The sequence below is a fragment of the Sphingomonas radicis genome, from assembly GCF_051400635.1.
GTDB lineage: Bacteria > Pseudomonadota > Alphaproteobacteria > Sphingomonadales > Sphingomonadaceae > Sphingomonas.
The window spans coordinates 159,444-174,486 of the sequence record NZ_JBLFFG010000004.1 but is presented as its reverse complement, the minus strand read 5'-3'; the positions used below and the strand labels follow the sequence as shown (position 1 = coordinate 174,486).

9 protein-coding genes are annotated in these 15,043 nt (G+C 66.0%); 4 read left to right on the top strand and 5 right to left on the bottom strand.

Going from position 1 to position 15,043, the window contains the following annotated elements:
* Positions 1 to 36: 36 nt before the first annotated feature.
* Positions 37 to 1,080, bottom strand: coding sequence for a sugar phosphate isomerase/epimerase family protein (locus ACMGDH_RS15050; RefSeq protein ID WP_436828784.1), 1,044 nt, complete (start codon positions 1,078 to 1,080; stop codon positions 37 to 39).
* Positions 1,081 to 1,105: 25 nt separating this feature from the next.
* The gene (locus ACMGDH_RS15045; RefSeq protein ID WP_436828783.1) at positions 1,106 to 1,498 is read right to left on the bottom strand and encodes a c-type cytochrome; all 393 of its coding nucleotides are present in this window, start codon (positions 1,496 to 1,498) and stop codon (positions 1,106 to 1,108) included.
* A 127-nt stretch (positions 1,499 to 1,625) separates the two neighbouring features.
* Here ACMGDH_RS15045 and ACMGDH_RS15040 point away from each other — a divergent pair, with 127 nt between their 5' ends.
* Positions 1,626 to 2,822, top strand: a complete 1,197-nt coding sequence (locus ACMGDH_RS15040) for a Gfo/Idh/MocA family protein (protein WP_436828782.1) — start codon at positions 1,626 to 1,628, stop codon at positions 2,820 to 2,822.
* On the opposite strand, the gene ACMGDH_RS15035 is transcribed toward ACMGDH_RS15040, so the two are convergent.
* Genes ACMGDH_RS15035 through ACMGDH_RS15025 form a run of 3 tightly spaced genes read right to left on the bottom strand, consistent with a single transcriptional unit; the run spans position 2,819 to position 6,950 of the window.
* Positions 2,819 to 3,826, bottom strand: coding sequence for a glycosylasparaginase (locus ACMGDH_RS15035; RefSeq protein WP_436828781.1), 1,008 nt, complete (start codon positions 3,824 to 3,826; stop codon positions 2,819 to 2,821). The two genes, ACMGDH_RS15040 and ACMGDH_RS15035, sit on opposite strands and share 4 nt — an antisense overlap.
* Entirely contained in the window at positions 3,823 to 4,554 is a 732-nt protein-coding gene (locus tag ACMGDH_RS15030; RefSeq protein ID WP_436828780.1) for a copper homeostasis protein CutC, read from the bottom strand. Before ACMGDH_RS15030 ends, ACMGDH_RS15035 begins: the two co-directional genes overlap by 4 nt.
* Positions 4,555 to 4,604: 50 nt before the next feature.
* Positions 4,605 to 6,950: a GH92 family glycosyl hydrolase gene (locus ACMGDH_RS15025; protein WP_436828779.1), complete on the bottom strand. Its 2,346-nt coding sequence runs from the start codon at positions 6,948 to 6,950 to the stop codon at positions 4,605 to 4,607.
* Between the two features lie 496 nt (positions 6,951 to 7,446).
* Here ACMGDH_RS15025 and ACMGDH_RS15020 point away from each other — a divergent pair, with 496 nt between their 5' ends.
* The 3 genes from ACMGDH_RS15020 to ACMGDH_RS15010 all read left to right on the top strand — a co-directional run bounded on the left by ACMGDH_RS15020 (position 7,447) and on the right by ACMGDH_RS15010 (position 15,018).
* Positions 7,447 to 9,825 carry a GH92 family glycosyl hydrolase gene (locus tag ACMGDH_RS15020; RefSeq protein WP_436828778.1) on the top strand — a complete coding sequence of 793 codons (2,379 nt, stop codon included), beginning with the start codon at positions 7,447 to 7,449 and terminating at the stop codon, positions 9,823 to 9,825.
* Between the two features lie 11 nt (positions 9,826 to 9,836).
* A complete protein-coding gene (locus ACMGDH_RS15015; protein WP_436828777.1) occupies positions 9,837 to 11,807 on the top strand; it encodes a glycoside hydrolase family 2 protein in 1,971 nt (656 codons plus the stop codon).
* A 196-nt stretch (positions 11,808 to 12,003) separates the two neighbouring features.
* Positions 12,004 to 15,018 carry a TonB-dependent receptor gene (locus tag ACMGDH_RS15010; RefSeq protein ID WP_436828776.1) on the top strand — a complete coding sequence of 1,005 codons (3,015 nt, stop codon included), beginning with the start codon at positions 12,004 to 12,006 and terminating at the stop codon, positions 15,016 to 15,018.
* Positions 15,019 to 15,043 lie beyond the last annotated feature (25 nt).

Below are 15,043 nucleotides of genomic sequence, written 5' to 3'. Positions count from 1 at the left end.
CCTCCCCTTATCGTTCTTGCCCGCTCGGTCTTGCCGTCAAGTCAGGCCCAATAGCTTGCGGTTGAGCCCCGGATCGCCGCCGCCCGCGAAATCGTCGAATGCCTTGTCCGCCCGGCGGATCATATGCGCCGCGATGAACGGGGCACCCTCGCGCGCGCCATCCTCGGGATGCTTGAGGCAGCATTCCCATTCGAGCACTGCCCAGCCTTCGTATCCATACTGTGTCAGCTTCGAGAAAATTCCGCCGAAATCGACCTGCCCGTCACCGAGCGAGCGGAAGCGGCCGGGGCGGTCGACCCAATCCTGGAAGCCGCCATAGACGCCCGAGCGCCCGGTGGGGTTCAGCTCCGCGTCCTTGACGTGGAACATCCGGATCCGCTCGTGATAGATGTCGATGAACGACAGGTAATCGAGCGCCTGCAGCACATAATGGCTGGGATCGTAGAGGATGTTGGCGCGCGGATGGTTGTCCACGCCCGCCAGGAACCGCTCGAACGTCACCCCGTCGTGCAGGTCTTCGCCCGGATGGATCTCATAAGCCACGTCGACGCCCTGTTCCTCGAACGCGTCGAGGATCGGCCGCCAGCGCTTCGCCAGCTCGCTGAACGCCTCTTCGACCAGCCCCGCCGGGCGCTGCGGCCAGGGATAGAGATAGGGCCAGGCGAGCGCACCCGAGAAGGTCGCATGGGCCTTCAGCCCCAGCCGCCGGCTCGCCTTGGCGGCGAGATGAAGCTGTTCGACCGCCCATGCCTGACGCTCGCTCGGCTTGCCGCGAAGCGCTTCGGGCGCGAAGGCGTCGAACGCAACGTCATAGGCCGGGTGCACCGCGACCAGCTGTCCTTGGAGATGCGTCGATAGCTCGGTGATCTCGACGCCTGCCTCACGGCAGATGCCGGCGAGTTCGTCGCAATAATCCTGGCTTTCCGCAGCCTTGCGCAGATCGATGCAGCGGCTGTCCCAGGTCGGAATCTGGACGCCGACATAGCCGGCATCCGCCATCCAGCGGGCAGCGGAGGGCAGGGTATCGAATGGCGCCGAATCGCTCATGAACTGCGCGAGGAAAACCGCCGGACCCTTCATGCCGCCGCTCCTTTTCGATCCCAGCTCACTTCGCGGTTTCGGCCTTGAGATAGGCGATCAACGCAGCGCGCTTGGCGGGGTCGGACACCTTGATCACCATCCGCGTGCCGGGCACCTTCTGCGTCGGCGCGGCGAGATACTGATCGAGCGTCTTCGCGTCCCAGACGATGTTCGATTTCTTGAGCGCCGGGCTGTAGTTGAACCCGGCGACCGAGCCTGCCTTGCGGCCGAACAGTCCGTGGAGATTCGGGCCCATCGGACTCTTCGTGCCCGCCTGAAGCGTGTGACAGGCGCGGCACGCGGCGAATGCCTGCGCGCCGGGATTGGCTTGGGGCTGCGCCGCAACGGACGGCAACGCTGTCAGGGCTACTGCAGAGAATGTTGCCGCCACCGGCAGCAACGCGATCAGAGATTTCATTACCCTCTCCGGTATGGCAACGATCGGTCGGCGCCCATCTAAGCGGTTGCCGGCGCGCGGCGCAACCATTTATCAGATATGAAAGCGACCGGCCGTTGGTCGCGAACATCCAGGAGCGGACCCCAATATGGCGACGAGCACGCAACCGAAGATTCGATATGGCATGGTCGGCGGCGGCGAAGGCGCGTTCATTGGCGCGGTGCATCGCATGGCGGCCGCGCTCGATGGGGAATATGCTCTGGTATGCGGCGCGTTCAGCAGCGATGCCGGTCGCAACGCGCGGAGCGCCGCGGCGCTGGGTCTCGATCCGTCGCGCGCCTATCCGACGCTCGAGGCTCTGCTCGCCGGAGAGGCCGCGCTGCCCGAGGATCAACGGATGCAGGCGCTGGCGATCGTGACGCCGAATCACCTGCACGCGCCTGCGGCGATCGCCGCGCTCGATACCGGCTTTCACGTCTTTTCCGAAAAGCCGATGGCGCTGGATCTCGCCGAGGCGCTCGCGATCGAGGCAGCGGTTGCGCGCAGCGGCAAGCTCTATGGCCTCACTTTCACCTACAGCGGCTATCCGCTGGTCGAGGAGGCGCGGGTGCGCGTCGCGCGCGGCGACTTCGGCACGATTCGGCTGGTGCAGGCCGAATATTGGCAGGGCTGGCTGAGCCAGCCGATCGACCGCGACGGCCAGAAGCAGGCCGAATGGCGCACCGATCCGGCGCGTGCCGGGCTCGGCGGCTGCCTGGGCGATATCGGCACCCACGCCTTCCAGCTCGCCGAGCATGTCTCCGGCCTGGCGGTCGAGGCGCTCAGCGCGGACCTCACCATCCATGTTCCGGGCCGACGCCTCGACGACGATGTCGCGGCGCTGCTGCGATTCGAAGGCGGCGCGCGCGGCGTGCTCAAGGCGACGCAGGTCGCCGCGGGCGAAGAGAATGGGCTGCGCCTGCGCGTCTATGGCGAGAAGGGGGGTCTCGAATGGTCGCAGATGGAGCCCAACACGCTCACGCTGCGCTGGCTCGACCGTCCGGCCGAGATCGTCCGCGCCGGAGGTCCCGGCCTCGATCCGCTGACAATGGCGCGGCTGCGCACCCCCTCCGGACACCCTGAAGGCTATATCGAGGCGTTCGCCAACCTCTACCGAAGCTTCGGGCAGGCGATACGATCCGGTGCGGAAAGCCCGCCGGCGCGCGGCGTGGCCGGCTGGTTCCCCGGCATCGGCGATGGTCTCAGGACGATGACCTTCGTCGAGGCGATGATCGAGAACAGCGGCGGCGCGGCCAAATGGACGTCGCTCGCAAGCGTCCTCGATGCGCGCCGCGGCCAGTCCTAACGCGATTCGCCGAACAGGCTGGCGGCGGGCAGCACCTCTGACGCGCCTGAATGGCGCGTCACGGCATAGGTGAAGCCGGGCAGCAGCGCATAGGCGCCGATCCGGCCATCGTGGCCGAGCGCGAGGAAGCCGACCTGCAGCCCCTTGATCGCATCGCCGCGCAGGGTGGCGATGTGGCGGACCGCTTCCTCGCACGCCGCCTGGGGCGACAAGCCGGCGCGCATCGAAGCGACGACGCGGGCGGTGCCGGCGATGCGAGTCACTTCCTCGCCGACACCGGTCGAGGCGGCGGCGCCGACCTTCTTCTCGATGAACAGTCCGCTGCCCGCCTGCGGCGAATCGCCCACGCGCCCGCGCATCTTGAATGCCATGCCCGAGGTAGTGCACGCCGCGGCCATGCTGCCGTCGAGCCCGCGCGCGAGAATGCCGATCGTGTCGTGGTTGAGCGATGAACCCGGCGGCCCCGGCAGCTGGTTCTCGATATTGGCGACGGGCCGGTAGCGCGCGGTCTTCAGCCATTCGCGCCATGCCTTCTCGGCCTCCGGCGTCAGCAATTTCGTCCGCTTCATCCCCTGATCGAGCGCGAACCGCGTCGCCCCTTCGCCGACGAGAAGCGTGTGCGGGGTCTTCTCCATCACCAGCCGCGCGACCGAGACCGCGTGGACGACGTCCTCCAGCGCGGCGACCGCGCCCACGCCGCCGTGGTCGTCCATAATGATCGCGTCGAGCGTTACATGCCCGTCGCGATCGGGATAGCCGCCATAGCCCACCGAATGATTGGCCGGGTCCGCCTCGGGCACCCTGGCGCCGGCCTCGACTGCGTCGAGCGCGGAACCGCCGGCCTTGAAGCGCGCCAGCGCCGCCGCGTTCGCTGCCTTGCCGAAATCCCAGGTCGAAACGACTGCGACCGGATCGTCCCCGCCAGCCGCTCGGGCCGTGCCCGCGCCCAGCGCCGCCGCGGCGCCCAGCCCCAGCGCACCACGCCTTGAGATTCGCTCGCTCATCTTCCTCCCTCTTCGGCAAGCGCCGCGCGCAGCCGCGCCACGGTCGCGCGGTCGGTTTCGCGCCGCGGACCGGTTGCGAACCCCAGCCGCAGCGTCGCCGCATCGGGCAGGGGGCCGGAACGGCTCGCCGATCCGTGGACTTCACGCACCCCGGTCTGCGCGACGATCTGCGCAACATTCTCGGGAGTGACGCCCGAACCGGCGATGATCGACAGCCGCTCCCCGGCCGCGGCGACCATCGCGGCAAGCGTCGCCATGCCCTCGGCAGCAGTGGCAGCGCCGCCCGAGCTGAGGATCTTGTCATAGCCCAGCGCGACGGCTTCGCGCACCGCGCCAACGGGATCTGCCACGAGATCGATCGCGCGATGGAGCACGATCACGGCGTCACGTGCCGCCTCGCGGAAACGGCCGAGCGATTCCTGATCGAGCTCGCCATCGGGCCGGAGCGCGCCCACGACCACCCCTGCAACGCCGCGCGAAACCGCGTGGCCGATCTCCGCTGCCATCAGCGTGGCCTCGCCCTCCTCGAGCACAAAGCCGCCCGAACGGGGCCGGATCATCATGTGCACCGGGCAGCCGCTTCGCACCGCCTGCTCCACCAGCGCAGCCGAAGGCGTCAGCCCGCCCAGCTCCAGCGCCGAACAGAGCTCGATCCGGTCGGCGCCGCCCGCGATGGCTTCCCGAAACCCTGCCGGCCCGTCGACGCAGATTTCCACGATCGCCCGCACGGTTCTGCTCCCAGTGGTTGCTTCTTCGTCGAAGCGTCAGCCCAAAATCGTCACTTGCGCGACGATTCGGTGGAAAATGGCCGCGCGCTCTTTGCCGTAGCCCATTTCCGGTTCGGCTGCGCCTGCATCCGGAAGCGCAGCTCGCCGCCCGCCGTGATTTCCTGATGCCGCAGATAGCTGCGATCGAGCGGCCGTCCATTGAGCGACACCGAGCCGACATAAGGCCGCGCGCTGTCCAGCCCCTCCGCGACGATAGTGAAGCGCTTGCCGTTGGGCAGGTTCAGCACCGCCCGATCGACGAACGGCCGGCCGATGACATACTCCAGGCTCCCTGGCGCCACCGGGTAGAAACCGAGCGAGGTGAACAGCAGCCAGGCCGACATCTGGCCGAGATCGTCGTTGCCCGAAAGCCCATCGGGCGTGGGCTTGTACTGGCTCTCCACGATCTGCTTGAGCCGCTCCTGCGTGCGCCACGGCGCGCCAGCATAATTGTAGAGATAGGCAACGTGGTGGCTCGGCTCGTTGCCGTGGATATATTGGCCGATCAGCCCGGCGATATCCTCGGCATGGCTGTAGTCGATCTTCGAATTGTCGAACTCGAACATCCGGTCGAGCTTGTCGATCACCGCCTTGTCGCCGCCCATCAGGCGGAACAGCCCGGCCTGATCGTGCGGCACGAACCAGCTATATTGCCAGGCGTTGCCCTCGGTATAGTCCGACCCATAGTTGATCGCGGTCGGATCGAACGGCTCGCGGAAGCTGCCGTCTGCCTTGCGCGCGCGGACGAAGCCGGTGCCCTTGTCGAAGCTGTTGCGCCAGTTGCCGGCGCGCTTCTCGAACTGGGCGGCGACGTCGGTCTTGCCCATCGCGCGCGCCATGCGGGCGATGGTCCAGTCGTCATAGGCATATTCGACGGTCTTGGACGCGGCTTCGGGTTCGCGGTCGATCGCGACATAGCCGTTCGCCATATAGTCGCCGAGCCCGCCATAAGGGGCGTAGCTGGCGCTCTTGACCATGGCGTCGAGCGCAGCCTCTGCGTCGAAGCCGCGAATGCCCTTTAGATAGGCGTCCGCGATCACCGGTACGGAATGATAGCCGATCATCGTCCAGGTCTCGCGCCCCTGAAACTGCCAGACCGGCAGGATGCCGTGCGGGCTCGCCTGCTGGCTGGCGAGCAGCGAACGGACCATGTCGCTGTTGACCTTCTCGGGCTGGATCAGCGTGAGCAGCGGATGCTCGGCACGGAAGGTATCCCAAAGCGAGAAGGTCGAGCGGAAGGTGAAGCCTTCGGCCTTGTGGACCTGATCGTCCGGCCCGCGGAAACGTCCGTCGGCGTCCCCGGCGATCGAGGGGGCGATCAGTGTGTGATAGAGCGCCGTGTAGAGCATCCGGCGCGTGGGCGCGGGGGCGTCGATCTCGATCTCGCCGAGCTCGCGCTTCCATGCCGCCGCCGTGCCTTGACGGATCGCGTCGAAATCGCCCGGTTCGGCGGCAAGATTGGCGAGCGCGCCGGCTTCATCGACCGACGAGAGCGCCACCTTCACTTCGAGCGGGCGATCGAGCTTGCCGAAGTCGAGGCGCGCCACCAGTGCGCGGCCGGCCTTCTCGGGCAGCACGTCCGATCCGCGGCCGGGGCCCTGGAATCCCTTGTATTCGACCTTCTCTTCCTTGTTGAACAAGGCGTGGCCGGCGAGCGGTGCCGAGAAGCGCATCGCGAAATAGAGCTTGCGCCCGGCCGCCCAGCCGCGCGTCTCGCGCATGCCGGTGACCGTGCCGTCCGGATGTACGCGGAGCGACGACCAGAGGATCTTGCCGGGATAATTGTAGAGCGACGAGCGAAGGTCGAGCACGAGGTGCGCGTCATCGGTGGGGCGGAAGGTGTAGCGATGGACGCCCACGCGCGTACCCGCGGTCATCTCTGCCCGCACCTGCGGATCGGCGAGCGTCACGGCATAATAGCCGGGGGTCGCGGTTTCCTCGCTGTGTGAGAAGCGCGAGCGATAGCCCGATCCCGGCGTCTCGGCGTCGCCAGGTTCGAGCGGCACCGAATCGCCGCTCACCGGCATGACCAGGAAATCGCCCAGGTCCGAATGGCCTGCGCCCGAGAAATGGGTATGCGAGAAGCCCTGGATCGTCGGATCCTCATACCGGTAGCCCGCGGCGTGATCGTAGCATTCGCGGATCACGCACGTCGTGTCGGTATCGGGGCTGAGCTGCACCATGCCGAACGGCGCGACGGCTCCGGGAAAAGTATGTCCTTCGCCGCCGGTGCCGATGAACGGATCGACGTCCGCCGTTCCGTCACGGGCGGGCTGCGCCGCGTCATCGGAGCCGGGCGCTGCGGCGATCAGGCCGAAGGCGAGGGCGGCGATGCAGAGCTTGCTGGTGACACGCATGCAGATCAGGACCTTTTGCGATTCGAGGATGCGGGGTGGCAGGCCGGCGATGTAGCCGGCGGGGTCAGGCGCGTCACGGTGCGCCGGCAGGGCTGGGGCAAACTATCGAAGGCATATGCGATGCACTGCGGGGGCGGTGATTCGTCCGGGAATGGGCGGCGCAGATACTCGTGACCTCCGGTTCGCTGTCATTTTCCCCTCCCGCCGGCGCAGTCGTGCTGTTTGGTTTCGAACGCTGGCACGGCTGTCGAATTCACCAAATTGCTTTCCCAATTGCGCCTGATCCTCCTGTCCCCGCGGCAGCCGCATCGACATTTCTTCTTTCCGGAGAGGCGTTGAATCCAGGCTAACGAAGCCCGGCGGCTTTTCAATTGACAAAATGGTTTATTTAAATGATTTCTCCCGGCAAGGATCGCTTGAACCGGCATGTGGCCGCGCAGAAGACGATCCGGGGAAGGGGAGGCGGCACTCCCCTCGACATTGTGGGGAGGGACTGATGGGTTCGCGGCGGTCGCAATTCTCTTCTTTGACGGTGGCGGCGCGCTTGTGCCTGCTCGCGTCGGCAGCGGTGGTGCTCGCCGGCGGGCCGGTCTCGGGGCAGACGCGCCCCGCTTCTGACAAGTCGAACGAGCCAGTCGACCAGGCCAATCCGCTGGTCGGCACCGCGCCGCTCGACAGGCCCGAGCTGATCGGCAATGCGCCGCCTGCTGGCGAGCCGCTCTATTCGGGTATCACGTCGCCGGGCGCACGGCTGCCGCACAGCGCGGTCGAGGCGGCGCCGGTCAATCTCAACGTCGAGCTGAGCTACCCGACCGGCGTTGCGACGCCTTATTATTACACCAACCCCACGATGATCGGCTTCACCGGCGGCGGCGGGCCGACTTATGGCGCGCGCGCCACGCCGATGCTGATGCCGGTGGTCGGCGACTGGACGGTGCCGCCGGTCTATACCCAGGCTTGGTACGACAAGGCGCACGAAAAGGCGGCGCCCGGCTATTATTCGGTCTTCCTCGACAGCTTCAAGACCAAGGTCGAGCTGACGGCGACGCAGGCGACCGCGCTGATGCGCTTCACCTTCCCGGCGACCGAGCGCGCGCACGTGATCCTCAACCTGCAGGGCCGCGGCGGCGAAGTGGAGATCGTCGGCGACCGCAAGGTGCGCGGCGTGATCGCGAACCGGAACGACAACGAAGCGCGCGATGGGCGCTATTTCGTCGCCGAGTTCTCCAAGCCCTTCAAGAGCTACGGCACCTTCCGCAAATCGCCGGGCAACGCCCGCGGCTATGGCATCGGCGACAAGGACGTGCTGCCCGGCGAGCGCAAGATCGAAGGCGGTTTTGCGGGCAGCTATCTCGATTTCACGACGCGCCAGGGCGAGGAAGTGCTCGTCAAGATCGCGCACGGCGCCAGCTATGAAGTCGCCGAGGCGCGGCTGCGGACCGAAAGCCCGGGCTGGGACTTCGACGGCATGCACGGCAAGGCGCGTGCCGCATGGGCGGAGCTGCTCAATCGCGCGCAGGTGAGCGGCGGCACCGACAAGCAGCGCATGCTGTTTTATTCGACGCTGTTCCAGTCGTTCGCCAGCCCGCGGCTGGTCGCGCGCAAGGGCGAGCAATTCACGACTGCGAAGGGCGCGGTGCAGACCGCGGCCTATGACCGCTACGGACCGGTGCCCTTCTGGGATACCGGGCGCAACCAGATCGTGCTGCTCGAGCTGATGGAGCCCGAGACGGTGCGTGACATCATGCAGTCCGAGCTCGACATGGCGCGCGAGCGCGGCTTCATGAACACCTCGTTCCACGCCGACAACGCCGTGTTCCTGTACCTCGGCGCGATGCGGCGCGGCATCCCGTTCGATTACACCGCGGCCTACGAGTATCTTCGCAAGAACGCGACCGATCCCAAGGGGCCGCGCGACTTCCTCGCCGAATATGACAAGCAGGGCTGGATCTCGGACGAGATTCCGAAGGGCAATCCGAGCCCGCCCTATGCCGGCGGTAAGGCGGGTGTCGCCAAGACGATCGAATATTCGTGGGACGATCATGCGATGGCCGAGATGGCCGAGCGGCTCGGCAAGCACGACGACGCCCGGCTGTTCCGCAAGCGCGCGGGCAATTGGCGCAACGTGTTCGATCGCTCGATCGGCTTCGTTCGCGGGCGTACTGCCGACGGCAAGTGGATCGCGCCGTTCGACCCGGCCGAGCCCTATTACAACTTCATGATGAAGGAGGCCTCGGGCTGGTCGACGCTGTGGCTGGTGCCGCACGACGTGCAGGGGCTGATCGATGCGCTCGGCGGGCGGGCGGCGTTCAACGTCAAGCTCGATGAATTCTTCACCAAGCCCTACAACCCCACGGGCATCTGCCGCGATTGCACCGGCATGATCGGCCAGTACGTCCACGGCAACCAGCCCGACCAGCAGGCGCCGTTCCTCTATGCCTGGAGCGGCCAGCCATGGAAGACGCAGGAGCTGACCCGGCGCATCCTGGCCGATCTCTATGGCAGTGACGCCAGCGGCTACGGCTATTCGGGGATGGACGATCAGGGTGCGACTTCGTCCTGGTATGCGATGGCCGCGCTCGGCTTCTATCCGGTCGATCCGTCGAGCGACGAATATATCATCGGCAGCCCGATCTTCGATCGTTCGGTGCTCCAGATGGGCAACGGTAAGGCGCTCGAGATCGTCGCGCGCAACAATTCGGCGAAGAACCTCTACATCCAGTCGGCCACCCTCAACGGCCGGCCCTGGACCAAGCCGTGGTTCCGCCATTCGGACATCGCGAACGGCGCGAAGCTGGTCCTGGTGATGGGGCCGAAGCCCAGCACCTGGGGCAGCGCACCCGGCGATGCGCCGCCATCGATGTCGCAGCGTTAAGGGGAACAAGCATGCACAAGATGATCCTGGCTTCGATGCTGGCCTTCCTTCCGGCGACTGCGGTGCTGGCGCAGGAAGCGCCCGCCCAGCGCGCCGACGCCGTCTACACCGGCGCGATCACCACGCGCTGGGGCAAGGCGGTCACGCCCGAGAACGCGTGGCGCAGCTATCCGCGTCCCCAGCTCCAGCGCGACAAGTGGCTCAACCTCAACGGGCTGTGGGATTACGCCATCGTCAAGGCCGGTACGCCGCAGCCGCAGGCGATGGACGGCAAGATCCTGGTACCTTTCCCGGTGGAATCGCGCCTCTCCGGCGTCGCGCGCCGGGTGCTGCCCGAGGATCGCGTCTGGTATCGCCGCGAGTTCACCGTGCCCGCCGACTGGGCCGGTCAGAACGTCAAGCTCAACTTCGGCGCCGTCGATTACGAGGCAGTCGTCTGGGTCAACGGCGCCGTGGTCGGCGCGCACAAGGGCGGATCGGACAGCTTCGGCTTCGACATCACCTCGGCACTCAAGCCCGGGACCAACGAAGTCGTCGTCCAGGTCGCCGACCCTACCAGCGCGGGCAGCCAGCCGCGCGGCAAGCAGATCCTCGAGCCCGACGGCATCTGGTACACTGCGTCGAGCGGCATCTGGCAGACGGTGTGGCTCGAGCCGGTCTCCAAGCTCCACATCGCCGACGTCCGCGCGACGCCCAACATTGATACCGGCAGGATCGAAGTCGATGTCGCGCTGAGCGCCTGGGCGAACGACACCGATGCGGTGCGGCTCAGCGTCAAGTCCGGCGGGCAGACGATCGCCTCGACGATCATCCGCGCCAACCGCCACGCCAGCATCGCAATCCCGAGCGCGCATCTCTGGTCGCCCGAGGACCCGTTCCTCTACGATCTCGTCGCCGAGCTGGTGACGGTGAAGGACCCCTATGCCGGCAAGCCGGAGCGCGACCGCGTCGCTTATGACTCGCGCTTCACCACCGGCGAAGTCGATGCCTATGCGAAGGCACAGGTCGATGGCGCCCCGCGCGACACGGTCAAGGCCTATTTCGCGATGCGCAAGATCTCGGTCGGGCCGGGCCATGTGACCGGCCAACCGATGCTGCTGCTCAACAACAAGCCCTATTTCCAGAACGGCACGCTCGATCAGGGCTGGTGGCCGGACGGGCTGCTGACGCCGCCCTCCGAAGAGGCGATGCGCTACGACCTCGAGTTCCTGAAGAAGGCCGGATTCAACATGGTCCGGAAGCACATCAAGATCGAGCCCGCGCGCTATTATTACGACGCCGATCGCATGGGCATGCTGGTGTGGCAGGACATGCCCTCGGGCGGCGGCGAGGACCAGTTCCTCGCCGGCACCAGCCAGAGCCAGGCCGTGCTCTCGTCCGACGTGATGAGCGATCAGCAGGTCGAGCTCTCGCAGATGATCGGCGATCTGCGCGCCTTCCCGTCGATCGTGATGTGGGTGGTGAACAATGAGGGCTGGGGCCAGTATGATTCCGCCACCCTGACCAAGCTGGTGAAGGGCATGGATCCCAGCCGGCTGGTCAATTCCGACAGCGGCTGGCTCGATGTCGCCGGGCGCGACTCCGACGTGTTCGACATCCACACCTATGAGGATGTCCCGCGGGTTCCGACGCGCAGCAGCGAGCGCGCCATCGTGATCGGCGAATATGGCGGCGTCGGGCGGCCGATCGAAGGCCATCTGTGGCGCGCGGGCAAGCGCAACTGGAGCTATCAGGTCGCGAAGGACGCCGACGACTATGTCGCGCGCTACCGGCGCAAGTTCGACGAGATCGTCCGCCAGGCGAAGGTCCACGGCCTCAGCGCCGCGGTCTACACCCAGACCACCGACGTCGAAGGCGAGATCAACGGTCTGCTGACCTATGATCGCGCGGTCGCCAAGGCCCCGGCCGAGGCATTCGCGGCAATGGCCAGGCCGCTGTGGGAAGAGGAGGAGGGCGCCGCCGCGCAGCGGCCAGCCCCCTGACGAGAAGCTAAAAATCCGCGCCCGGCGACGGCTTGTTCAACGAGTCGTCGGGGGCGCGGCACAAATTGCCCCGATCCAATTGACAAATTGCTTTTTATATTCAGGATTGGTCGGGTGAGTGCGTAGCGGCGCGTGAGCCGCACAGTCGAAAACAGGCCGAAGGCGAGAACGCCACGGCACAGGGAGGAGAGACGAGATGAAGTTTCAGCAGATCGAGGGGTCGAGCAGCGCACGCAAGCGAATCGCGCGTGACCTGATGGTTTCGGCCAGCGTGCTGGTCGTGATGTGTGGTACGGCGCATGCGCAGGACGCGGCGGCGACGCAGGGTGCGGGCACTGCCCAGCCCGCGGTGCAGGACCCGACAGCGGCCGAGGCGCCGCAGGAAGACATCGTCGTGACCGGTTATCGCCGGTCGATCGAGGAGAGCCTCCAGCAGAAGCGCGAGTCGAATTCGATCGTCGACGTGATCACGGCCGAGGACATCGGCAAGTTCCCCGACAAGAACGTGGCCGACGCGCTCCAGCGCGTGCCGGGCGTGGTCATCACCCGTGACGGCGGCGAAGGCAGCCGCGTCAGCATCCGCGGCCTTCAGCCGGGGCTGACGCAGACGCTGCTCAACGGCAATTTCATCGCCGGCGCCGACAGCGGGGATCCCCAGCGTTCGTTCAACTATGTGATGCTGCCGTCGAACTTCATCGCCAGCACCGAGGTCTACAAGTCCTCGGAAGCGCGGCTCGAGGAAGGCGGCGTCGGCGGCACGATCATCCTCAACACCCGGCGTCCGTTCGACGTGCCCTCCATGTCGGGCTTCATCTCGGCGGAAGGGACCTATTCGGACACCACCGAGAAGTTCGAGCCGCAGCTCGCCGGCCAGTTCTCGTGGAAGAACGAGGACGAGACGCTCGGCTTCCTCGTCGGCGGCGTCTGGCAGAAGCGCTCGAACCGCGAGCTGCGCTCAAACACCGAGACCTGGCGCTGGTGGAGCGACCGTGACGCGGACGGCAACGTCATCACGCCCGCGACCGACGTCAACGGCAATCCGTTCGAGAACGACGACGCCATTTCCTATTGGCCCGGCGAAGGCGTGACCGCACAGGACGGTACGCATTATTCGGGTCATTGGGCGCCGCAGTCGGTCAATGCCGAAGTGTTCAACCAGGAGCGCGAGCGCTACGGCATCCAGGCGACCGCGCAGATGCGGCCGTTCGACAACCTCACCGTGACGTCGAACTATTTCCGCTTCGAATATACCAGCGACTTCACCAGCAACGTGCTCAAGATCCCCGAATGGGGCTATGGCAACTTCTTCACCGGCGCGACCTTCGACAAGAGCGGGACGATCTTCCAGTCGGCGAATTTCCAGGTGCCGGCCGCAGGCACGGCCTGCCTTGCCAATACGCCCCCGTGCACGATGGAAACGCCGCAGATCGCCGGCACCTACAGCCGCGAGAAGCAGACTTCGGACACGTTCGAGACCGAGGTCAAGTACGAGCAGGACAGCTTCGAGGCAGTGCTCAAACTGGGCAAGACCAGCGCGCGAGGCGGTCCGTCGATGCGGTTCGGCGTTGCCGCCAAGCCGCGCCTGACGGTCACCGGCGCCGAGCAGAACGGCAACTTCCTGAGCTCGTGGGACATTTCTGACGGTATCGCCAACTTCGAGTTCTCGCCGGAGCTTCAGCAGAACATCAAGAACGGCATCGCGCAGATCGACGTCGGCTCGACGGGCTCCAGCTTCACGAACAGCGAGCTCAGCCAGCGCTATGCGCAGCTCGATCTCACGAAGCGGTTCGAAGGCAGCTTCATCAGCTCGGTCCAGGTCGGTGCAAAGTGGCGTGATCTCAGCATCCATCGCGAGACCGGCCGTAACGAATGGTACGCCGATCCGGCCACGCAGCTGCGCTATCAGGATACGCCGGCCGGCGCAGTGGCGCGTCCCGAGTATTTCTACGATCAGCCGATCGACAACATCCCGGGCGGCTTCAACGCCAATGTCGTCCCCGGCATCGATTTCGAGCGGTATCTCGCCTACATCAACTCGACCTATGGCCCCTCGGTGCGCGTCCCCGAGCCGAACAACGTCTACAATATCGGCGAGCGCGTCTGGGCGGGTTATGCCCAGGTCAATTTCGAGACCGGCGGCCTCCGCGGCAACATCGGCCTGCGCGTCGCCAACACCCGGCAGGACGGCGTTACTTCGGATCGCCTCCAGTATCTGAACGACTATTGCGTGGACGGTCCCGAGGGACCCTTCGATCCCGATCGTCCGGTGGGGCCGGACGGCAACTGCCAGGTGCGGCCGCTCGACGACCGGGAAGATATCGTCAACACCCGCGTCGAGCAGACCAAGACCTACACCAATTGGCTGCCGAGCTTCAACATAGCCTATGAAGCCACGCCCAACCTCGTGTTCCGCGGCGCGGTCGCCAAGGTGATGGCGCGTCCCTCGATCAACGATCTCGGGAGGCAGCGTTCGCTCACTTATCGCTCGGCGGCCTATGCCTTCGATCGCGGTCAGTTCGGCGAGTTCGAGGGCTGGTCGGGCAGCGGCGGCAACGCCGATCTCAAGCCCTTCTCGGCGTGGCAGTATGACGTCGGTGTTGAGTGGTATTTCAACCCGGGTTCGGTCGTGGGCGCCACGCTGTTCCGCAAGGACGTGTCAGACTTCGTCGTGCCGCTGGTGCTCGACGTAACTCGCGAAGTGGCCGGCGAGCAGGTGCTGATCCAGCCCTACGACACCGTCGCCAATGGCTCCAACGCCCGCTCGCAGGGCATCGAGCTCTACGCGCAGCATACCTTGTCCTTCGGCCTCGGCGCGCAGGTGAACTTCACCTACAACGATACCTCGGTGGCCGAAATCTCGCTCGATGGCGAGAATGTGGGCAGCTCCGCGCTGGTCGGCAGCGCGAAGACGCAGATCAACGCCTCGGTCTTCTACGAGAATGACTCGATGCTGCTGCGCGCTTCGTACAATCGTCGCGGTGAAGTGGTCGGTGGGCTCGCCTCGGGCCTGAACGAGTATACCGCCCCGTATCAGCAGATCGACCTCAATGCTTCCTATGCGATCACCGACAAGCTCAACCTGACGGCTTCGGTGATCAACCTCACCAAAGAAGAGGAGCGGCGGCACCTGGGCAACGATACCGACGCCCGGTTCACCTACCGCAACTATTTCGGTCGCCGGGCATACATCGGTCTGACCTACAACTTCTAAGCGTATAACTGACGCGCCTGCGAAG